This is a genomic window from Solihabitans fulvus (genome assembly GCF_008386585.1).
GTDB classification, from domain to species: Bacteria; Actinomycetota; Actinomycetes; order Mycobacteriales; family Pseudonocardiaceae; genus Solihabitans; species Solihabitans fulvus.
Genome location: NZ_VUOB01000041.1, coordinates 391,616 through 412,487, shown reverse-complemented (window position 1 = coordinate 412,487; position 20,872 = coordinate 391,616). Strand labels below are relative to the sequence as shown.

17 protein-coding genes are annotated in these 20,872 nt (G+C 66.6%); 4 read left to right on the top strand and 13 right to left on the bottom strand.

Annotated features, from left to right (window positions below; all coding sequences use genetic code 11):
* Window positions 1-49 precede the first annotated feature (49 nt).
* On the top strand, window positions 50-535 hold the full coding sequence (locus tag F0L68_RS23740; protein WP_149851871.1) for a GbsR/MarR family transcriptional regulator: 486 nt from the start codon (window positions 50-52) through the stop codon (window positions 533-535).
* Window positions 536-657: 122 nt separating this feature from the next.
* Here the strand turns inward: F0L68_RS23740 and F0L68_RS23735 are convergent, their stop codons facing one another.
* The 9 genes from F0L68_RS23735 to F0L68_RS23700 form a co-directional block, all read right to left on the bottom strand.
* On the bottom strand, window positions 658-852 hold the full coding sequence (locus F0L68_RS23735; protein ID WP_149851869.1) for a hypothetical protein: 195 nt from the start codon (window positions 850-852) through the stop codon (window positions 658-660).
* Window positions 853-1,145: 293 nt separating this feature from the next.
* The gene (locus F0L68_RS23730) at window positions 1,146-1,721 is read right to left on the bottom strand and encodes a hypothetical protein (protein WP_149851867.1); all 576 of its coding nucleotides are present in this window, start codon (window positions 1,719-1,721) and stop codon (window positions 1,146-1,148) included.
* Between the two features lie 64 nt (window positions 1,722-1,785).
* A complete protein-coding gene (locus tag F0L68_RS23725; RefSeq protein ID WP_188316770.1) occupies window positions 1,786-6,927 on the bottom strand; it encodes a polymorphic toxin-type HINT domain-containing protein in 5,142 nt (1,713 codons plus the stop codon).
* Window positions 6,928-6,937: 10 nt separating this feature from the next.
* Window positions 6,938-7,471: a hypothetical protein gene (locus F0L68_RS23720; RefSeq protein WP_149851864.1), complete on the bottom strand. Its 534-nt coding sequence runs from the start codon at window positions 7,469-7,471 to the stop codon at window positions 6,938-6,940.
* A gap of 151 nt (window positions 7,472-7,622) precedes the next feature.
* The gene (locus F0L68_RS23715) at window positions 7,623-8,417 is read right to left on the bottom strand and encodes a hypothetical protein (protein WP_149851862.1); all 795 of its coding nucleotides are present in this window, start codon (window positions 8,415-8,417) and stop codon (window positions 7,623-7,625) included.
* A gap of 313 nt (window positions 8,418-8,730) precedes the next feature.
* A complete protein-coding gene (locus F0L68_RS43630; RefSeq protein ID WP_223199063.1) occupies window positions 8,731-11,316 on the bottom strand; it encodes a LamG domain-containing protein in 2,586 nt (861 codons plus the stop codon).
* Complete coding sequence (locus F0L68_RS43625; RefSeq protein WP_223199062.1) at window positions 11,313-13,094, bottom strand: hypothetical protein; 1,782 nt, start codon at window positions 13,092-13,094, stop codon at window positions 11,313-11,315. The genes F0L68_RS43630 and F0L68_RS43625 overlap by 4 nt, the downstream gene beginning before the upstream one ends.
* A 304-nt stretch (window positions 13,095-13,398) precedes the next feature.
* Complete coding sequence (locus F0L68_RS23705) at window positions 13,399-14,502, bottom strand: S1 family peptidase (protein WP_149851860.1); 1,104 nt, start codon at window positions 14,500-14,502, stop codon at window positions 13,399-13,401.
* Window positions 14,503-14,690: 188 nt separating this feature from the next.
* Window positions 14,691-15,446, bottom strand: a complete 756-nt coding sequence (locus tag F0L68_RS23700; protein ID WP_149851858.1) for a G1 family glutamic endopeptidase — start codon at window positions 15,444-15,446, stop codon at window positions 14,691-14,693.
* A 259-nt stretch (window positions 15,447-15,705) separates the two neighbouring features.
* Between F0L68_RS23700 and F0L68_RS23695 the strand changes: the two genes are divergently transcribed.
* Window positions 15,706-16,674 (top strand): helix-turn-helix transcriptional regulator, encoded by a 969-nt coding sequence (locus F0L68_RS23695; RefSeq protein ID WP_149851856.1) that lies wholly within the window; start codon window positions 15,706-15,708, stop codon window positions 16,672-16,674.
* A 339-nt stretch (window positions 16,675-17,013) separates the two neighbouring features.
* Complete coding sequence (locus F0L68_RS23690; protein WP_149851854.1) at window positions 17,014-17,553, top strand: EF-hand domain-containing protein; 540 nt, start codon at window positions 17,014-17,016, stop codon at window positions 17,551-17,553.
* Window positions 17,554-17,606: 53 nt separating this feature from the next.
* Here the strand turns inward: F0L68_RS23690 and F0L68_RS23685 are convergent, their stop codons facing one another.
* The 3 genes from F0L68_RS23685 to F0L68_RS23675 form a co-directional block, all read right to left on the bottom strand.
* Complete coding sequence (locus tag F0L68_RS23685) at window positions 17,607-17,912, bottom strand: DUF3817 domain-containing protein (protein ID WP_149851853.1); 306 nt, start codon at window positions 17,910-17,912, stop codon at window positions 17,607-17,609.
* A 351-nt stretch (window positions 17,913-18,263) separates the two neighbouring features.
* Window positions 18,264-18,755: a transcriptional regulator gene (locus F0L68_RS23680; protein ID WP_223199061.1), complete on the bottom strand. Its 492-nt coding sequence runs from the start codon at window positions 18,753-18,755 to the stop codon at window positions 18,264-18,266.
* A gap of 299 nt (window positions 18,756-19,054) precedes the next feature.
* On the bottom strand, window positions 19,055-19,543 hold the full coding sequence (locus F0L68_RS23675) for a helix-turn-helix transcriptional regulator (protein ID WP_149851851.1): 489 nt from the start codon (window positions 19,541-19,543) through the stop codon (window positions 19,055-19,057).
* Window positions 19,544-19,860: 317 nt separating this feature from the next.
* Between F0L68_RS23675 and F0L68_RS23670 the strand changes: the two genes are divergently transcribed.
* Window positions 19,861-20,250, top strand: coding sequence for a VOC family protein (locus F0L68_RS23670; RefSeq protein ID WP_149851850.1), 390 nt, complete (start codon window positions 19,861-19,863; stop codon window positions 20,248-20,250).
* An 80-nt stretch (window positions 20,251-20,330) separates the two neighbouring features.
* Here F0L68_RS23670 and F0L68_RS42585 read toward each other — a convergent pair whose 3' ends face one another.
* Window positions 20,331-20,492: a hypothetical protein gene (locus F0L68_RS42585; RefSeq protein WP_188316769.1), complete on the bottom strand. Its 162-nt coding sequence runs from the start codon at window positions 20,490-20,492 to the stop codon at window positions 20,331-20,333.
* Between the last annotated feature and the right edge of the window lie 380 nt (window positions 20,493-20,872).

Below are 20,872 nucleotides of genomic sequence, written 5' to 3'. Positions count from 1 at the left end.
AAATTGATGATCGACCCCATGGTGGGGCCCAGGTCGAGAGGGCGTGACGATGACCGGAGTGGTCGAGGGGCGCGACGAGGAGTCGGTGCGCCGGTTCGTCGAGCGCTTCGGATTACTGCTGTCGGACTACGGGATGCCGAGGATGCCCGCGCGGGTGTTCGCGGCGCTGCTGTGCGCGGAGGACGCCAGGCACACGGCCGGCGAGCTGGCTTCCACGCTCCAGGTGAGCCCGGCCGCGATCTCCGGCGCGGTGCGCTACCTGGACCAGGCCGGCATGGTGGCTCGGGTTCGCGAGCCCGGCACCCGCCGCGACCAGTACGAGCTGTTCAATGACCTCTGGTACGAGATGTTCGGCCACCGCGACAAGATGCTCGAGCAGATCGCCGACACCATGCGCGGCGGAGCCGAGGCCGTCGGCATGCACACGGCGGCAGGCGCGCGACTCGACGAGACTAGGCGCTTCTTCGACTTCTTCCGGCGAGAGCTGCCGTTGCTGATGGAACGCTGGCGGGAGGAGAACGCGTCGTCGGCGTGACTGGGCGGTGTCCGCGAACCCGTGGCGCGGAAGTGGTGTCGAACACCGAGCATCACGGCAGCGGGACCGCCTAGCTCGAATCGGATTCCGCCGGGCCCGAACGGCCGCGACCTGGGCTCCGATCACCTGGATGCCGACAACACAGCCTCCCAGGCCAACAGGTAGCGGTCGACCGGAATCTTGATCCAAGTGTCAAATGCGTCTTCGTCGCCCTGCATGACAAAAACGTGCTCCGCGATTTTCCAGATCACGATCGCCCAGCCCTGATCCCCGTCGAAGAAAGGTTCGTCGAGACTTCTCAGTGGCACGTCCGACATCGTCCAACCTCGCAGATCCGACTCGACATCCCCCCGACCAGAGGAATTCGACTGACACTTCCAACTCGTTGTCGACGAACCTAATGGACCTTCCTTTCGCGGTTAGGTCCACGTAAAGCTCGATCTCGAAGTTGTCAGCCACCGGAAACGCGGAAAGAACTTCCTCTGGCGAGAGCTCCTGATGCTAATAGTAACGCCAGCGCGAACAGAACACCTCGTCAACGTGACTGGCGCGATGATCGCCGCAGGATAATGAGGCACTGCGAGCCTATATCTCGCACTGCAGTCCGATTCTACGGATGACGTCGAAGCCAGGTCTCCCCCACCGCGCGATCGTATGATGAGGTGTTCGGATTCAAGACAACCCGCTCTACGTAAGATCTTATTATCTGCACGCGGTGAGGAAAAGGAACCAAGAGCAAGCCAACGGCTTCCGCCCACACTGTTCCCCGCACCACCACGCTTCCGTCGAGTGAGAGCATAGCAAATCCTGGGCGACCGTAAGCCCAACCAAGGATTCCGGATGCCGCTCCAGCACCCACGATATCCCACTCATCCATCAATTGCACCCGAACCCAGCGCAGGATCGGAATCTCATCGCGATCAGCGAAGTCGACCCCGACCAGGAATTCTCGATCCGCCCCCAGCAGCCCGCCATCGCTTGCCAGTTGAAACCACGCCGCGTTGGCTTTCTCGACAAGATCTGGATCGCTCTGACTCACGACAATATCGCGTCTGCCGTCCTCTTGACTACAACTCGTGGCGAGCCACGCAGCGTCGACCGACAGCTGCCCGGAAAGCGAATCTCCCGAAGCACACAACTTCAGCCCCGCTTCGGCCAGAGACTCCGCCAACTCCGCTTTCTTCACCGATAGCACCCTTCAGATCTCTGCCGCATAGCCGATTCATCCGATGAAGACTACCGAGTATAGTCTACCGAGGCTGATAGGCGAAGACCTTGTCGTAGTTATGGTTGTCAATCCAGCCGACGTCACCGTAACCGTTGATCAACACACGATACCTGTTGCCACCGCCGGGGATATCGTAAATCCTCGCACCGACCCACTTCCTCGCCACTGCGGCCGGAGTACTGGCGCGACCTTCATAGAAATCCAGAGTCCCATCAGGGTTCGTTCGCTGCGCGCGTTCATTGTTCAGAATTTTATTAACACCATCATGAATAACATTAGGTGTTGACTGAGGCGCCTTTGGCGCATTCTTAGCGCAGTTGTGAACAAGGACAGCGCTCGAACCTGCCAGCACATAGAACGTATGAACATCGTCGACCGTCAGGTTATACGTACGAATTGCAGCTACATAATGGCGACTAGCCGTAACCGTCGCTCGGCCATTGCCAGGAGTTTCCAGTTGGTCGCCAACCTTGACGTCCTCGACGTCAACCCAGGCGTGCATGGTTGCGGAATAGAATAAGTGGTGCGCCGTCGACGTTATCGACCGATTATCAGCACCGGCGGCAATCGTTAGATCCACAAAGGCGCGATCGTCGTCGGTGATATGTATTTCCGTGACTGCGTGCCGCTCAACGACCTCACTGTCTGGCTCACTGTTGGTGATGGTATCGCCTACCGCAACATCCTGAATCGGCTTCGAATTTCCATCAACCATCAGCACTGGTGTGCCGGCAGCGAAACTGTTGCAACCTTCCGAACCGCGAGCTACACCGGGTGAGCCTTGTCCGGAATTCTGCACCGAGACTCCGTGATGAGGCGAGTCCGCACCCCATCCGACTCCTGCGTCATGCCAGAAGCTCAGCTTATCGGTATAGTCGCCTCCACAGAATGACCGATGGTTTTCACAGTACGAATAAATAAGATCCTGAGTGTAAGAGGAAAGATTGTCCGAGATATCATAGTTCTCGTCGTTGAAGCGCTCCTTCTTCCAGGCCTGCGTCCAGGCGTCGATCCTGGCCGCAAGTTGCCCAAAATCAGGGCCGAACTTCGGAATCCGCACATCATTGATGTACTGCCCGTCACCACCGTGATCGATCGACACGGTCCCGTGCGGATGGGTGTTGACGTCGCTCGGGCCCGCGGCGGAGATTCCCTGCCGTTCGGGCGACCCGCCGGCATCATTGATGCTGGTGGTGCCGACACCGTGGGCGATACCCGGGTACCACGCACCGTCGGGACCGGCATTGACAAGCAGGCCGGAGGGGTCGCTGGCGATGACGGGAGTGTTGTTGCTGTAGGCGTAGCCGTTCATCTGCTGCGGGCTGGCGGTATCCAGCACCGGGTCCACCTGAGTGAAACGGCCGATGATCGGGTCGTAGTCACGGGCGCCGAGATGGGTCAGGCCGGTGGTGTTCTGGTAGCCGCCCAGATACCCGTGCTGGTCGGGCCAGTTCGACGGGGCGGTGCCGCGCGGGTTGCCGTAAGGATCCTGGCGGCGTTGGGTGACCGCAAGGTTGCCGGCGTCGACCGACGCGTAGGTGGTGTTCTGATGGTCGGTCAGCAGCCACTTCAGGCCGGTGTTGGCGTTGCGTTCGGCGACCGGTTTGCCGTTGTGGGTGTAGAAGCGGGTGCCCACCGCCGTGGTCGTGCCTGCGGCGACGAACAACTCGACGTCCCCGATCGACAGGGTGCTGCCGGTGGGGTCCTTGGTGAGCAGCCGCGTGCCGTCGGCGTCGTAGACGTACGTGCTGACCTTGCCGGTCGCGTCGGTCGCCGTGGCGACGTGGCCCTCGCTGTCGTAGGTGTAGGTCTGCCCGCCCGAGGGCAGCGTCCTGGTCAGCGTGTTGCCGGCCGGGTCATAGGTGTAGGTGCTTTGGCCGGTGCCTGTCGGGCCTGCGGTGGCCACCGACTGGAGCGTGTGGGGCTGCGGCTGACCGGGTTGGGGGTAGGCGGAGGTGTTGGTCGTGTCGCCTGCGGTGGCGTGTTGGACCTGGGTGCGGCGGTTGCCGGTCTGGTCGAACGTCCACGACGTCCAGTACGGCGCCGCACCGCCCAACCCCGCAGCGGTCGGCGCGACGGTGCAGTCGCCCGAAGCCGGGGTCCACGCCTGGGTCAGGCGCTGGAGGTAGTCCTGGCCGAAGCACTGCGTGTCCGCCGTGCCGGCCAGCGGGGTGTCGGCGATCGACGTGATGTCACCGGCCGCGTCGTAGGCGTAGGCCTTGTTGCCGATGACGTAGTTGGAACTGGTCGCCCGCACCGCCAATGTGCCGGCAAGACGATTGGTTCCGTCTGCGTAGGTGCTGGTGACCGAGACCTGGTTGGGGTCGGTGGCCGACTGGTAGTTGGTGCGCAGCACCTGTCCATAGGGGTTGTAGTCGGTCTCCGAAACAAGCTTGGTCGCCTTGGCCGTGTCCACGGCGGTCAGCACGGTCGGATTGCCCAGCCTGTCCCGGTCCTGATAGATCGTCTCACCCGAGAGCCCACCCGCTTGCGGACTGTCGGTCGTATTCACCCACCCGGTGTACTGGTCGTAGCCGGTCGCGAACTGGTAGGAACCGCCGAGCCCGGTCTCCGACAGCGGAATCGTCACCCGTGTGTTCGTGGGACGTCCTGCGGTGTCATACGCCGTCACCGCGTTGATGTAGGGCTTGCCGCCGATGTAGCGCACGGAGTTAGTCGGCAGGCCCTTGACCACGGTGTCGTAGTTCCAGGCGGCGAGCTTGGTGCCGGTGGTGGAGCCGTCGAACTCGGCGGTCTTACGCCCCAGGTTGTCGTGGGTGTAGGCCACCGACTTGCCGCGCGCGTCGGTAGTCGCCAGTAGCTGGCCGGCGTTGTCGTAGCTGAAGGTGCTGGTGCCCGAGTCCGGGTCGGTCGAGGACGCCTTGCGGCCCTGCAGGTCGTAGGTGTAGCTCCATACGTTCTTGCCCGTCGGGTCGGTCACCGTGGCCGGCAGACCCGAGGGGAGGTACGTGTAGCTGGTTACGTCTGCTGCCGCGCTCGGCCCGGTCTGGGTGGGGTCCTTGTACTGCACCGTTTGGGTCTTCTGCTTCAGGCCGTTGGACACGACCGTGATCGCGGTGCCACCGGTGGGTGGGACGGTGGTGACGCGGTCGCCGTCGTAGGTCGTGGTGGTGCGCCATTGCTCGGTGCCATAGAGCTGGTAGGCCGAAGCGATGGCGCGGCCGGCCCCGTCGAAACTGGCGACGGTGGTATTGGGAACGGCGTTGTCCTGCACGACCAGCAGAGTGCCGCTGGGCCCGGAATCGTTGTTCCAGTACGGACTGTGGGTCTTCCAGGTGCGACCCTGGGTGTCGAACAGGGTATCGGTGACCAGCCGACCGCCCTGCGCGTACGGGGTCGGAGCTTGCGCCTGCACCGTGCGGCCAAGGCCGTCGACCAACGCGTAGGACGTGGCGTAGTCGCCGTGGGACAGCAGCGTGCTGCTGGCGACCACGCTCGGGCTGCCCGTGTTGACGGTGTAGCTGTAGGTCGTGTTGGCCGGCCAGTTCTGCACCTTGTTCTGTCCTGGCTTCCACACCGCGCTCAGCCGGCCGAGCGCGTCGTAGGTCGCCTCGGTGCGCAGCCCGCTGCCGTCCACCGCGGTCACCAACGCGCCGGAGACCGGGTCCAGGGTCTTGGTCGAGGTCAGCTTGGTGGTGTTGCTGGCGCTGATCTGCGGTGTCGTGACTGCGATCTGGGTGACGGGGCCGCCTGTGGTCGGGGTGTAGGCGGTCGTGGTAGTGCGGCCCAATGTGTCCGTCACGCTGGTGGCCCGGCCGTAAAGGTCGTAGCCGCTGCTGCCGGTCAGGTAGGTGGGGCCGCCGGCCGCAGGCCAGGTGTCGATGGTCTGTGCCTGGGTGACGTCGCCCTTGCTGGGCTGCTGGCTGGCCAAGTCCGTGGCGCCATCAAAGTACGCCAGGCTCTGCGCCACGATGGTGGTGCTGGACGCGGTGTTCGCGCAGGTGCCCGAGATCTTCTCGACCTTCGAGCGGTAGGTCAGCAGCCACGCGGTCGGGTTCTGCGCATAGGTGTACCGGGTGCAGGTCGCCTGCGACGGGTCGGCGACATCGCCGTCGTCCTCTGTCTGGGTCAACAGGCCTTGGCCGTTGAAGGCGTTGGTCGAGCGGGTGTTGCGCCAGGTGCCCGACGCGGCCAGCCACACCCGTGAGCGGATCGCGCTCGTGCCGGTCAGGAACGACCCGATGCCGTTGCTGTCGGTGCCGGTGGCCGCGGACATCCACGGGTCGTCAACTGTCGCGGCGATGATCTGGGTGCCGAAGTAGGTCAGGGATTCCCTGGTGTAGCCGACAAGCTGTTTGGAGTCGGGGATCTGTTCGTTGAGGGCGTTGGTGACCGACGCGCTGCGGGTGCCGCCGTTGGGCAGCGTGTCACCGTCCATGCCGCGCAGGTACAGCGCCTGCGTCACCGTCTGCGGACCGGAGGGGTCACCGGAGGGCTGGCCCTTGGTGGTTCTGACGGTGCCGTAGCCCCGCCACTGCGACCACGTCCGATACTGCGGGTCCCCCAACAGGTTCTCGTCGTAGTGCCAGGCGCCGCCGCCGAGGTAGTCGTAGTGAGTCCGCACCTGTGGGGACAGACTGGTGCGGCCGTCGTCGGTGACGTCGGTGACGACGTACTTGTTGAACCAGTCCAATACCGGAGCGGTCGCCCCGCCAGGTGTCCAGTAGGTCGGGAAGCATCGCAGCTGATTGGACTCCGGGTTGGCGGGCATGGTCGTGCCTGGCACGCACTCCGGAGCCGAGTAGTTGATCGCGGTGACGCCGCCCATCTCGTTGACCACCGAGGTGATGCGGTTGCGGGTGATGGCGGTGTAGTTGCTGGTCGCGTCGACTCGGTTGGCCATCGTCGTGCCGTTGAAGGTGGTCGCAGGCAAGGCGATCGACCCACCGGCCAAGCCCGTGTGGGTGACCGAGGCCAGCCACAGTGCGGGGCTGGAGCCGTCGCCGGTGTTGGGGAAGGTGTGGTTGAGCGACCACTGGTTGACGCTGTTCCACCCGCCCGAACCATTGGTGACCTGACTGGTGATGACGGTCAACCGTTTGCGGGTGAAGAAGGCTGGCGCAGTGTTGGTGCAGTTCGTGCCCTGCGCGCAGATCTGGTCGACGGGCACGTCCGGCCACGAGGTGGCGGTGTCCTTGGACAACTGACCTGGATCACAAGGTGACCGCACCACTGGGCAGACAGCGCTCGGCGATGTCGAAGGTGACCCGCGCGGGCGGCTGCGCATAGAGGCCACCGACTCCGGTGTTGAGGCCGTACTCGATGCGCAGCAGGTATCCGCCGCGCGTGTACTGGGTGCCGGGGCTGGTGGTGGTCAGGTTCTGGGCGTAGGAGTTGGTTTCTGGCTGGTAGTAGTAGACCGTCGCGTTGTTGTGCGGGTCCACCACGTAGTCCAGGTTCCACCGCCACCCCTGGGTGCACGACGAGGCCGCGAAGGTGGCCTGGTTGCAAGGTTCGCCAGGGTTGTTGCCATAGACCGGGACCGTCCACGCGGACTGCGTTTCCGCGTTCCCGCTCTGCCACCCCGGCAGGTGGTTCCAGCCGAAGAAGTACTGCGTGCCGTCGGTGGTGGTGACCTTCCAGTACTCCCCGTTGTACGTTCCGTTGCTCGCACCGGACAGCTTCTCCACGCGGGAGCCGTCGTCGTTGCGGGGGTGCCACAGCCCTGTCGTGGTGTCCTTGACCAACGGGAGGCTGCTGCCGTTCAGGGACAGCGTGGCGTTGTCGGTGGCCCAGCACTGGTCACCGGTCTTGGTCTGTCCGTTGTTGCCGCCCAGATCCTGCGAGCAGGGCTTGTAGGACCGCTCGATGAACCCGCCCGTGGACAGGCCCCACCCGTCACCGACCCAGGAGGGGCTGGTTGTTGGTGGCCGAGGTCAACCCGTCCACACTGCCCGACGAGTACCCCAGGGACACTCCGGGAGCCTTGCCTCCTGGGGCAGCAGGCAGTGTGATCGGGTAGGAGTATCCGAAATCGCCGCTGGAACCACCCGAGGTCCACGACCCGGTCGGCGCGAGACTCGTCGCGGTGAAGTCGCCACCACCACCGTTGCTGCCCGACACCGCAGCGACGACCGCGCTGGACGAGGCACCCGCCGCTGACGGGTGCGTCGTCATGCTGTTGGTCGACCGAGGAAGGGTGACCTGACCGGTGACGTGCTTGGTCTTGGGAGTGTTGGACGACTCAACGGGCGTGGCCTGCCGGCATTCCGGTTTGTCCGGAGTGGACAGAACGCAGACCGGATACTGCACGAGGTGCAGGCGCTGTCCGAAGTCCGCACCGTAGGCGGCGGCGAACGCGCTGTAGTCCAGCGAGAGGGAGATCGGGCCCTCGGTGTCGCCGGCAGTCGGGGTGACCTGGAGCAGGGTGCCCCGGATACCGGCCCTGTCTGCCAGTGCGTGGTCGACCGTCTCGACCTTCACCTGGCCGGAGCCGTGTTGGGTCGTGATCGTGTCAGTGGCTGTCTCGTGGCCACGGGCAATCGTGACAGGGAGCGTGCCCGCCGGGGCATGCGCGGGAGGCCTGCTCCCCGCAGTGGTGGCGGACAGGTCCACCGTCGCGCTGGCCGTGCCCGGCCACGCCACCGCAGCCGGCTTCGTGAGGACGTCGTCCTTGGTGTTTGTGTGCGGCACCGCCCCCGGCCTGTCCGCACTGCCGGCTACGGATTTCGGTGTCTGCAACGGCGGTAGGTCCCAGCCCAGGCCGTGCCACCCGGATGCGGCTGGCGCGACCGCGAGGGCCACCTGCGCAGACCCGAGCACGGTGATCACCACTGCCGCAGCCGTCGTTCTGGCCCATCTCCCACGCCACGACCACCTACGCCGCACAGCCATCATGAGTCCCGTCCCTCGCACGCAACAACTTGAAGTCTGAAGCCACGACAGCGCGTGGCAGAACACACCGCACGTTCGGGCCCGGTGAGCAGCAGGCGACCGGGCCAATCCGTCAGCTGGAGTGGCCGATTCCGAACAGCGATCCTGGATCATCTGCCCTCTTGTCGATCCGGATGTTGTCCGGATCTCGAACGCCCGCGTACACGCGGACTCCGGCGACGCCGCCGTACCACACGTCGGAACGCTGACCTGTCCACACACCCCGGCCGATGAACAGATCGTTGGTGCTGTTCCAGCCGACCACGCCGCTGCCATCGGGGGCGGTGTTGAGGGACAAAGATATTTGCCTGACGCCGTTGACGTACATGGAGCTTCGACCCGTCACGGCGTCGTAGACCCCCACCAGATGCACCCAGGTGTTGTCGACCACGTCACCGTCGCTGAGCGCGGTCCAACCTCCAGTCTGAGTTGCCGAGCTGGAAACCAGGAAGCTCCACTTGCCGTGCAGCTTGCCGTCGGCACCCGTGACGCTCCGGTATCCCAACAGGAACGGCGAGAACTGGGCGTCGTTGCCGCCGACGGCGGCACGCGCGGCGTTCTCCACCGCGCCCTGCGCCGCCGCATCGGCTGGAGTCCAGGTGTGTTTCACCCACGCCTCGATCGTGTAGGAGCGGTCGGTGCGCAGGTTCGTCGGGCGCGGCGCCTCGGCCTGGCCGGTCCAGGACTTGTCGAACTTCGCCGCGCACCCCGCCGGATTCCCGTTCGCGTCCAGGTCGGCACCCAGCGCCACGCCACCGGAGGGAGTGGCCGAGGTGTTGGTGACCGTGTCGAGGTACGTGCTGCCGTTCAGCGAGGCGATCTGGTCGTCGGTCAGTGCACGACCCCACGCCTGGACCTGGTCGATCGAGCCCTTGAAGAACCCGGAGTTCTGGCCGGTCCACAGGCTGCGGCCGATGCTGAACGAGCCGGCCGCGTTCCACGGCGTGCCGACGAACGGCACCTGCGCCACCGGCGTTCCGTTGACGTACAGCTTGATCTGCATGGCGTCCCGGTCGAACACGCCGGTCACCAACGTCCATGCCCCCACCTGCGGAACACCGGCGCTGTAGCCGATGGCCCACTGGTAGGACTTGCCGCCGTCGTCGGCGGTCGGCATGCCGAAGATCCACCGGTTGACGTCCTTGGAGTACCTCAGCTGGAAGCCTGACACCTGCGTGCCGTCCTGGGCCATCACCGCGTAGTACCCGTTCAGGTCGTCCAGTTTCGCCCACGCCGACACGGTGAAGGAGTTCGAGGTGTCCACCGAAGGGCCACCGGCTTTGGCGAAGCCTGTCGTGCCGTCCAGGTGGACGGCGCCGCCGGTGTGGCCGGGAGCCCAGGAGTAGCCGCCGGTCAAGGTCGCGTCGTTGAGATAGATGCTGGAGTCGTGGACCGAGGCCCCCGATCCGTCCTCGAACGCCCAGTAGCTCTGTAGCGAGGGCACCGGGGAGTTGGTTGAGGTCAACGCCGTCGCGCATCCCTCGGCCAGGTTGTACTTCGCCAGTGGCACCGCGGTTCCCGACAGGTCATGGGCGTCCTGCGTGGACAGCGTCCGCTGCCACACCTGGACATCGTCGATCGCGCCGGCGAAGTAGTCCACGCGGTTGTTGTTCCACTTGCCCGCGCCGATGAACGTCGGGCCGTTGCTGGCCAGTCCCGGCGCCACTGCGGTGTGCTGCCTGACGCCGTTGACATACAGCGTCAACGTGCCCGTCGACGCGTCGAAGGTGCCCACCAGATGCGTCCACACGTTCAGGTCGGGCGGGTTGAACGAGACCGCCCGCACCGCGGGAGCCTGGGGGATGTCGGCGGTGGCCATGCTCATCGCCCAGGTGTTGGAGTCCTTGGAGTAATGCAGGATCGGCACGCTGGCTCCGGAACTGTCCTGCGACACCACGGTGTGATAGGCGCCTGTGTCGGTGAGTTTGACCCAGGCCGCCACACTGAAGGACTTGGTTGTGTCGATCACCGGCGCGGTGGTCTGCGCGTAGCCGCTGGTGCCATCCAGCGTCAACCCGCCCTTGACACCGTCGCTGTAGCCGGTCGCGTCGGGATGGGTCCAGGAGTTGCCGTGGTTGTAGCCCGCCCCGAACTGCGTGCCGCCGACCAGGGTCGCCGGGTGCGCGGTCAGGCCCGTGTTGCCCGGGGTCGTGTTGGCGGTGTCGGCGGCGGTTGACCCGGATTGGTCGTCAAGACCCCATGCCGCGACCAGGCCCGTGGTGGGCACGAGGGGCTTCACCACGTAGAAGCACTCTTTGGGGTCTAGACCCGTACCGGTGCAGGTGCTGTCCGGGCCAGGAGTGCCGGCTTTGTTGACCGCCTTGACCTTGATGTAGTTCTGTAGGCTGCTCACCGCGGCCGCCGAGATGCTCGCCGTGGCGATCGGATTCCCGCCGCCGTCGGTGCCCTGGGTCGCCGGCACGCTGGGCGAGCCCTGCGGTTGCGGTTCCGACCCGTCGGTGGTGTAGATGAACCGGTCGATGTCGTAGAACCCCGGTGTGGTCATACCCACCGACACACCGAAGCCCACTGGATCGCCCTGGTTGACCGGAGCCTTGCCAGTGATGGTGACCGACGGCGCCTGCGGTGTCGCACTGTCCACAGTGAACTCACACACCGGGCTGGGCGGGGACCACAACGCGCCGTCGTAGCTCTTCATCGCCCAGTGATAGGTCCCGTCTGTGGGAATCCAGCCCGACGGCACCGTGAAAAAGGCGGTGGCAGCCTGGTTCGGCCCGGGAGTGCCCCAGCTGGGTTTGCTCCCGTCATTGTCGCGGTAGCCACCGGACTGCCCCGCCGTGCCCACATCCGTGGCGAACAACGACTGGAGGTAGCCGCCGTCAGGATCGGAGATCTGCGCCGCCAGCTGCGGGGTCCTGGTGAACACCCACGGCCGACCCGCACCTGCACACACCCCAGCGCGCCGTTCTGCATGGTCAGGTTCGTCGGGGCGTTCGGATAGGAGTTGTAGGACACCTGGAGGTAGGGGTTGAGCCCGAACCGCCGCCAGCTGTTGACCCTGCCCTGTTCCTTGAAGGTCCTGAGCATGAACGCGCTCAGACCCCAGTGCTTGGCCGCCGCGTCGACCGCGACCTGCTTGGCGTCGAACTGCACCGTCATGTTCGGCGCGTCGTGGCAGTTGAAGGAGTTGTTGGCCGACAGGTAGTAGTTCAGCCCCGGCTGGTTGTTCCACGTCGTGTTGCCGTCCAGCGACCACGACGACCACAGCTCCGTGGCGTCGTCGTTGGTGCCGTCGCAGGTGTAGGTGTGCAGCAGGGTCGTGTTCAAGGTCGCCGAGCTGATGACCTTGTCCCAGATCGGCTGGGTGTTCATCTCGACGTAGGAACGCGATGTGCCGGCCCTGTCGTAGTTTTCGTATCCGACCTTGAGGTCGGTGAGGTCACCACTGGTCGCGTCGTAGTTGTGCGCGTCGCGAAACCCGTCCTGCACCACGACGTGGTGGGCGATGCCGCACGAGGTGCACCAGGTGTCCGGGTCAAGGGACACCGGGTACTTCGTCGTCGGATCGGCCAGGAACGCCTGGTCCGGGGCGATGGTGACGTGGTCCGGGCCGGTCTGCACGCCCATCGCCGCCTCCCGGCGACCGCCACCGGGCCCCAGCTGCTTCTCCGCGTCGGAGCCCGTGCCGCTGGAGTCCCACATGCGGGAGGCGTTGCCGTCGAACAACACCGCACCGGAGTTGTCCTTGACGACCAACCCGTCCTTGGGTGCGGTCGGCGACGACGGCTTACCGGTGCCCTCCCCCTTGGCGACCTCCACCGTGGTGTTCTTCGTGTGCAGCCCGAAGGTCACACTCGCGAGGCGCGGATCCTTGGCCGCCTGCGGTGTCTTGATCACCAGCGCCTCGGTGTACCCGGAGGTCACGGCCTGAACCTTCAGGTCCACTCCCGGCAGCACTTCCGCGTAGGTCGCCGTGTCGCCCGACAGCGTCGGCGTCGGGAGATCGGTCGGCCAGATCAGGCCGACCTCCTTGTCGCTCTGGCCCGCCTTCACGATCGGCAGTCCGGCCGAGGCCTTGCCGCCGGGGTTGAGCACGACGTCGACCGCGCTGGCCCTGGGCGCGATGCCGCCGTCAGGTCGAGCGACCAGCGTGGTGTCCACCGGCGTCCACGCGTCGTTCTGCTTGACCCGCACCGGGTGCGTGTACTCCCGCAACGTCCAGGAGCCGTCGGGGTTGGCCAGGGTCTCGGAGGTCTCGCTGGTCTTCGACGCCAGCCGGACCTGCTTGTGGCCGTCGTGGGCGTACCTCGCGGCGGTGGCCTCGTCGGCCGCCTCGTCCGGCACGCTCACCGGCGGCGCCGTGGGTGCAGCCATGGCTGTCGGCGCGGACAGCGCCGGAACCAGGAACGACACCCCCACCGCGGCCACGGCCAACGCCGAGACCAGCCGTCCTCGGACAGCACGAGAAGACCCCACCAAACCCCCCTCACCTGGGCGGACCACGACCGGACCGCCGGTAAACCCAGGTGAGAGTTCCCGACCGAGCCCCAACTCGATATAGGCCGAACGGAGTAATCCGTAAAGACAAGGAGGGGATCACTTGGCGGGACATTGGCGTGATGATCAATGTCACGAAGCGTGCGAGAGAGTGGGCGTCAGCTCCGGTTTCGATCACTCACAGTGTCGTTACAGCCGCCGCCATGGCGTGAATCACAGACGAAGGAGGGGTTGCGGTGGGCCGGCCGGACCGAGGGACGGTCCGGCCGGACACCGTGCGGAACTAGTTCAGGCTGACGCCGTACGCGCCGATGGCCGCGGTCACGGGCTGGAAGTAGTCCGTGGTGGAGTCGCCGCCGGAGACCGTGCCAAGAGCGGTGCCGCCGTCGAACAGGGCGCCACCGCTGTCACCGTGGTCGGAGTAGACGTCGGTCTGGATCAGGCCGTTGACGACGTCGCCGTTGCCGTAGTCGACGGTCTGGTTCAGGGCCTGCACGGTGCCGCAGGTCAGGTTGGTGGTCCGGCCGCTCTTGCAGACCTGCTCACCGACCTGCGCGTCGCCGGCGTTGGTGATGGTCTGGGTCGAGCCGTTGTACAGGTCGACGACACCGGGCGCGTCGCCGGAGTCGTTCTGGATCAGGCCGTAGTCCGTGCCGGGGAAGCTGGAGTCGACCGACGGGCCGATGCCCGACCAGCTCGGGCCGCCCTGGGTGCAGTGGCCCGCGGTGATGATGTAGTTCTGCCCGCCCCGGTTCACGTTGAAGCCGGCCGAGCAGATCCACTGCGGGGCGTCGATCTCGTCGCCGCCGGCGATCTGCGTGGAAATCGTGCCGGTGCTGTGCTTGATCCGCACCTTGTCACCGAGGCTCGCCGCGGTGGCGAGCAGCGACGTCAGCCCGGCGCCCTTGGCGGCGTCGGACACGGTCAGCACGACCTGGTTGGTGGACGGGTCGATACCCCACGCCGTGTTCGGCACGCCGGCCGCTTGGTCGAGCTTCGCCTTGGCCGCCTTGAGGTCGGCGTTGGTGTGGTGGACGACCTTCGCCGTGCCGCCGGCCGCGCGCACGGTCTGCGCCGCTGCGGGGTCGAGCACGTTCACCACGGGCTTCTCCGACTTCGGGTCGAGGAAGAACCCGGCGGCCCGGTCACCGAGCCTGCTGGTCAGCTGCGTGCCAAGCGCCTTGATCGCCGGCTGTGCCTTGAGATGGCGAAGCGCCTGGTCGCCGCCGATGCCGGCGTGCGCGCTCAGCGCGTTCACCGCTGCGCGCTGCACGCTCGGCGAGTACTCGGCGCCATCGGCGGCGTTCGCGGCCGGGATCGCCAGCGCGAACGAGGTCGCCGTGGCCGCGAGCACGGCCAGACAGCGAATGGTGTGTGCCTTGGTCATGTGACTCTTCTTTCGCAGGGGAAAGGGGCGTACGCCGCCGATTCGCTTGCAGGGACGCATCGGCGGCGCGGGCCGGGCGGAGTCCTTGTCCGGCCTACCGACCAGCCTGTTGGGCTGATCGGCAGGCCACAAGGGCACATCTTCGGCAAATACGCCCTTAACACTTAAAGGAGTTGGCGATCTGTTGGTTAGTACCTGACCGTCGGCCTGGCGCCCTGGTGCGTGCCCGCGCCGTGCTTGGCGTGCGTGGCGTGCGCGCCGAACCCGCCGGGGGTGATGGTGAACGAGCCGTTGCTGATCGGGCCGGGACCGTAGCCGCCGCTGGTGATCGCCTGCGGGTTGTACGCGTCGAACGCCTGGCCGTTGACCGTCACGTTCTCGAACTGGAGCGACGAGAACGACGGGTAGCTCTGCGACGGCGACTCGATGACCGCCTCCGCGCTGACGTCCTGCGCGCCGAGGTACTGCTGGGTCGTCTCGGTCCAGCCCTTGGAGTCGTCGGTCAGCGTCAACGTGTAGTTGCCGCCGCCGTTGTCCACGACCGAGCCGGTCATGTGGTCGCCGGCGTCAACTGGGTCGTTCCAGTACACCGGCTGCGCCGGGTACATCTCGTACCACGCCTGGTAGGCCGGGGAACCGTTGTAGCAGTTGGTCTCCACGCCGGTCTGCTCGACGGTCTCCGAGCCGTAGCCGTCCACGCCGACCCACGGCGCGAACACGTCGTTGCCGGAGTTGCAGGACACCTGCGGCTCGATCCAGGAGCCGGAGATGGTGGTGAACCCCGAGCCCTGGGCGACGTAGCCGCCCCAGACGCCGTCGGCCGGCGCGTAGGACCGGTAGTTGTAGCCGGAGGCGGACGCCGCCGGGGAGACGAAGGTGAGGCAGGCCAACGCGACCGAGGCGAGCCCGATCACCCTGGCGAATCGTGCGGTTCTGCTGCTCATCGACTGTTGCTCCTCATTCGCAGGGCGACCCGTCGCCGAGGACATCGCAGGGGACGGCGGCGGGCCGGGTAGTTGGGAGGCAACCGAATCGTGGCCAGAAGCACGCCGAGGGGGGAATGCTCACAGGTGACGGGTTAACGAAGGTGGCCGAAACACGTCAACGAAAAACGGACAGTGGGACGTTTCTCGGGCGTGCTTAGCGGGCGCCGACGAGCCTGGCGCCGGACGGCCGGCGTGCGATGGACGGGAGGCGCGGCGCATGTTGGAAGCCCTTGGCGTCAGCCATCTTGCCGAAGGCGTGTACCTCCGGCTCCTGCAACATCCCGGCCGCACCACCGGGGAGCTGTGCGACGAGCTGGCGAAGGACCGCGCCACCGTCACCAGGGCGCTCGCCGAGCTCGCCGACCGCGGGCTCGCGGAACAGACCACGGCGGAGCTCTCGGGCCGGTGGACGGCCGTCGCCCCGGACATCGGCGTCGAGCCGCTGCTCCAGCGCCGCGAGGAGGAGCTGCGCCGCACCAGGCTCCGGATCACCGAGCTGATGCGCAGCTACCACCGTGGCCAGGAGGGCGCCGGGTCCAGCGAGCTGGTCGAGGTGGTGATGGGGCGCGACGCGATCGCGGGCGCGTGGTCGCAGATGCGCGCGGGCGCCAAGGACCAGGTGCTGGTCTTCGACCGGTCCCCGCACGTGCAGAGCAGCAGGGCGGACGACGAGTTCGAGTTCGACCTGATCGCGCGGGGAGTGGTGTGGCGGGTGATCTACGAGTGCGCGCAGTTCCGCGACGCCGAGGCACTGAGCCGAATCAGCGCGCTGATGGAGGCGGGCGAGCGGTCGGCGATGCTGCCGCAGCTGCCGTTCAAGCTCGCCGTGGTCGACAGCCGGTGGGCGCTCGTGCCGATGTACTCGGGCGCCGAGCTGGAGTCCGCGCTGATCGTCCGCCCCTCGTTGCTGCTCGACGCCCTCGTCGCCACCTTTGAGCTGCACTGGAGCAGGGCGATGCCGATTCCGGACCCGCAGCACGCGCTGCCGGGCGACGTCCTGCCGCAGCACCTCGACCGGGACCTGCTGGTGCTGCTGGCGGCCGGGCTCACCGACGAGAGCATGGCCCGTCAGCTCGGGGTGTCGATCCGCACGGTGCAGCGCAGGGTGCGGATGCTGATGGATCTGCTTGAGGCGCGGACCCGGTTCCAGGCGGGGATCCAGGCGGCCAGGTCCGGCTGGCTGTGACCTAGCACACAGTGACGTGGGACGCGCCGGATCCTCCGGCATAGGTGCGGTGCCGGCCCCATGCCTGCCAACCCCGCGCAGCACGCCGGCCATCGGCGAACGCATTTCTCCGACCGGACGGCCCAACGATTCCACCGATAGGATTGCGCATTTGCCGTATCCGCATTCCTGTTATCTCCGCACTCCTATGGAGTACTGACGCGACATCACGCCTTCCATTAAGCTCCGATATGCGCTTGCATCAGCGCTGCCGCCGGGCGTTGCGAACGAATCCGGGCAACTACTCCCGCGAGTGACCAATGCCTGCCTTTATTTGACGAGCTGGTTAGGAATTCAACCATGTCCACTGTGACAAGCGACAAACTCGACAAGCGGTTCAACACCCTCGACCACGACAACAACGGCTGGATCGAGCGGGGCGACGTGTTCGTCACCGCTCGGGGCGTCCTCGCGCAGTTCGGCGTGTCGCCCGACTCGCCGAAGGCCGCGACGCTCATCAACAACCTCCTGAACGTCTGGGACAGCCTGGCTGGCCTGCTCAACCCAGACGTCTACCGGCCGATCAGCGTCGAGGAGTTCCGGGTCGTGGTGACCGCGCACACCCTCGGCCACAGCGACGGCTACACCCAACTGTTCCAGCCGGTCGTGCTCGCTTTGGTCGACATCGCGGACACCAACGGTGACGGCGTGATCGAAAAGACCGAAGGAATCCGGCTGCTGATCGCACTGGGCACCGCAGAAGCGGACGCAGAGAAGGCATTCCAGGCGATCGACGTCGACCAGGACGGTCAACTGTCCGTGCACGAGCTGGTCGCCGCATTCCGGGCCTATTTCCTCAGCGAGGACCCGCAGCACAGGGCGAGCTCGTTGCTCGGTTAGCGATCCGATTCGGTAAGCAGTCCGATTGAAAACGACAACGGCCGAGCGGACGACTACAGGGCAACGCCCTCGCGCGCCCGCTCGGTCACCTTGCGTTCGGCGTAGAAGGACACGAACGGGATGGTGCCGGCGAGCGCGACCAGGATCGTGCCCTTGATCGACCACCGCGACTTGAGCGCCAGGTCGATGGTGAGGGCGAGGTAGATGGCGTAGAGCAGACCGTGTACCGGCCCGACGATCTGCACCAGCAGCGGCGCGTCGGCGAAGTACTTCAGCGGCATCGCCACCAGGACGAGGACCAGCAGGCCGATTCCGACCACGTAGGCCATGACCCGGTACCGGCTCAACGCACCCTTCATCGACTGTGCTCCGCTTCTCCGGCCGGCGCGGTGCGTGCCGGCGCTGTTGGTTGCTGTGCTGGGCAGGACGACGCGCGCGGTACAGATGTGTGTCCTGCAAATGTGTGTCCTGCGAACAGGTTCGGCACAGATGTGCAGGGCACAGGTGTGTGGTGCACAGGTATGTAGCGCGCAGGTGTGGCGCGCGCAGGTGTGTGCCGCACCGATGTGTGGCGCACAGGTATGGAGCGCGCCGATGTGTGGCGAACAGATGTGCAGAGCACAGGTGTGTGGCGCGCAGATGTGTGGCGCGCGGGTGTGTGGTGCGCGGGTGTGTGGCGCGCAGATGTGCAGGGCACCAATGTGTACTGCCTAGCCCGCACGGCGCTCGTCCTGCGCGTTGAGTTCGGCGAGGTAGCGGTTGTAGGCCGCCATCTCCGCGTCCTCGTCGTCCGTGACGGACCGGACAGCGGCCCTGGCGGCGATCGCCTTGGACGGCGCGGCGGGCCTCGACACGGAGGCCGTGGGGGCCGCTACGGCGTTCTCCCGCGACTCGGCGTTCTCCCTGGACTCGGCAGGACCGGCGACGGCCCTGTCGGCAGCCTCGGCCAGATCCCTGGCCTGATCCTCGGCTTGGTCCTTGGCCCGGTTCTGGGCCGCGAGCCTGCGCATCCGCCACACCATGAACGCGGGGAACAGCCCGAACAGGGGCCACTGCAACACATAGCCGAGGTTCTGGAACGTGCCGCTGGCGGACTCGAACCGGGTCCACTGCCACCAGGCGAGCCCGCAGCAGGCGAGCAGGCACACGGCACACAACGCGGCCAGCATGAGCCGCTTGGGGGTGACCAGACTGCCGCGCACGTCCCTGACGCTAACACCGCCGCCCGAACGCGCCGTCGCCGACTGCGCCGTCGCCGACTGCGCAGTGGCCGACTGCGCGGTGACCGGACCGACGCACGGCGTCAACCACGCGGGGTGGGACGTGACCGGTGTCCAGCGCCACAGTCGCGCGGCCGGACCGGTCCTGCCCAGATCCGCGCCGTTGGAGCCGCCGGGGGAAGCGGCGGCCCGCCACAACGGGAATCCCTACGAGTTCCGGCGGGCTCGACCGTGCCGAGCCCTGCCAGAGCCTTCCGACCACCAGCTGGGTACCGCCGAACTCAAGCCACGCCGTCGCGACGCTGCCGCTGGAGCCTCGCCACGCACCACGCCGCCGCGCTGCCCCGACGCAGGTGCTGGAGCACCGTCATCGGGCCGAGCCGACGCCCGAGGTCCGCCGGCGTGAGGCCGGCCGCCCGGTAGTCGAGCGCGCGCTGGTCCAACGGGCTGATTCCCGCGTCCCACCACTGCGCCGCCTCGGTGACGTCGCCGACCAACTGCCACCAGCTCGCGGCGGCGGCCAGCAGCTCCACCGGCACCTCGGGGGCCCGCAGCCGCATCGCAGCCAGGTAGGCGGGATCCGCCGACTCGACCTTGACCAGGCCCCGCGCACCGCCCCGCGCCCGCTGCACCGGGATCCCCGGAGCCACGGGCGGCCCTTCGGCGAGCCACACGTTCTTGATCCGGTTCACCTCCTGCAACTCGGCGTCATCTGACCGCTCGGCCGCCCACTGCTTCAGCAGCTCGTCGACCCCGGAGTCCTCGACCATGCATGCCTCCTCGTCGGCCGAAGATCAGCCAATGCAGCGCACCGTATTGCGGTGCACCGACAACTCGCTAGCCCCAGCTTTCGAGTAACTGCCGTTACCAGGGCGTTATAGGCTCACATCCACCCGAAAGGTCCAAGCACAGTACGTCTCGCTCACGCTGCGTCACCCCTAGCTACCGCCGAGTCAACAAGTGCCCGCGAGGCCGGCCACTCAACGCGGGGCCGTCCAATAATGGGTAGGATCCCACTGTTTTTCGGAGATCCGTTGGCAGGCCGGGAAACCGGCCACGCGGCGGCGCGACGGCAAGGAGCAAGCACGTGGATGCGATCTACCCGAGACTGCTGGTGTCCAGGTTCGCGGAGTGTGTCCGGTTCTACCGCGACCAACTCGGCTTCGAACCGACCAAGGTGATCGGGGACTACTACGCGAACTTCGACATCGCGGACGAAGCCGCCTTCGTGCTCATAGACCGGGGCTTCCTGGCGCGCACGGTCGGCACCGACGGCCTGCCGGCGGACGCGCCCGCCCAGGACCGCACGATGCTGGTGCTGCGGGTCGACGACGTGGACGCGAGGCTGGCCGCGCTGCGGGCGCACGGCGTCGAGGTCGTCGTCGAGGCGACCGACCGCCCGGAGTGGGGCCCGAACATCCGCACGGCGCACCTGCGCGACCCCGACGGGAACCTGGTCGAACTCCAGTCGTACTGACGCTCCGGTCGACCGACCAGGCGCGGTCGACACAGTCGAGACGGCCGGTCACCGACGCGGTGACCGGCCGACGGGGAAGGTCAGGCGAACAGGCTCTTGATGAACGTCAGGATCGCCTCGGCACCCTGCTTGAGCCCGTTCAGCACGTTGTGGACACCACTGGCCGACTCTTGCGGGCGGGTGATGAGGAGGAAGAGCGCCAGCGCAACCACCGCCAGCACCACCACCTTCTTCGTGTTCACGGGAACCCTCTCCGTTGGTCCACAAGCCGGGCGTGCCGACCTCAGGGCAGACACGTCCCCGACATGGTCCCTCATTCACCCGTCCGGTGGGACGCAAACACGCCGGAGTCCCACGAGTGGCCGCACCCGCGGGGGTCAACACCCGGCAAAGGGCCTCGTGGATCACGGGGTGCGACGTCGTGGATCACCCGATCGGCCGCTCAAGACTGCCCTCGCGACTGTCGAAGATCTAGGTATCCCCAGCGCGAGAACCCTTTCCCGGTCGCCTCAGGCGATTCCGGGTCGACTCAGGCGATGACCCGGGCCGTCCGCAGCCTCTCGATGTCCTCGGCCGACATGCCCAGCTCCTCCGTCAGCACGGCCTCCGTGTGTTCGCCGGG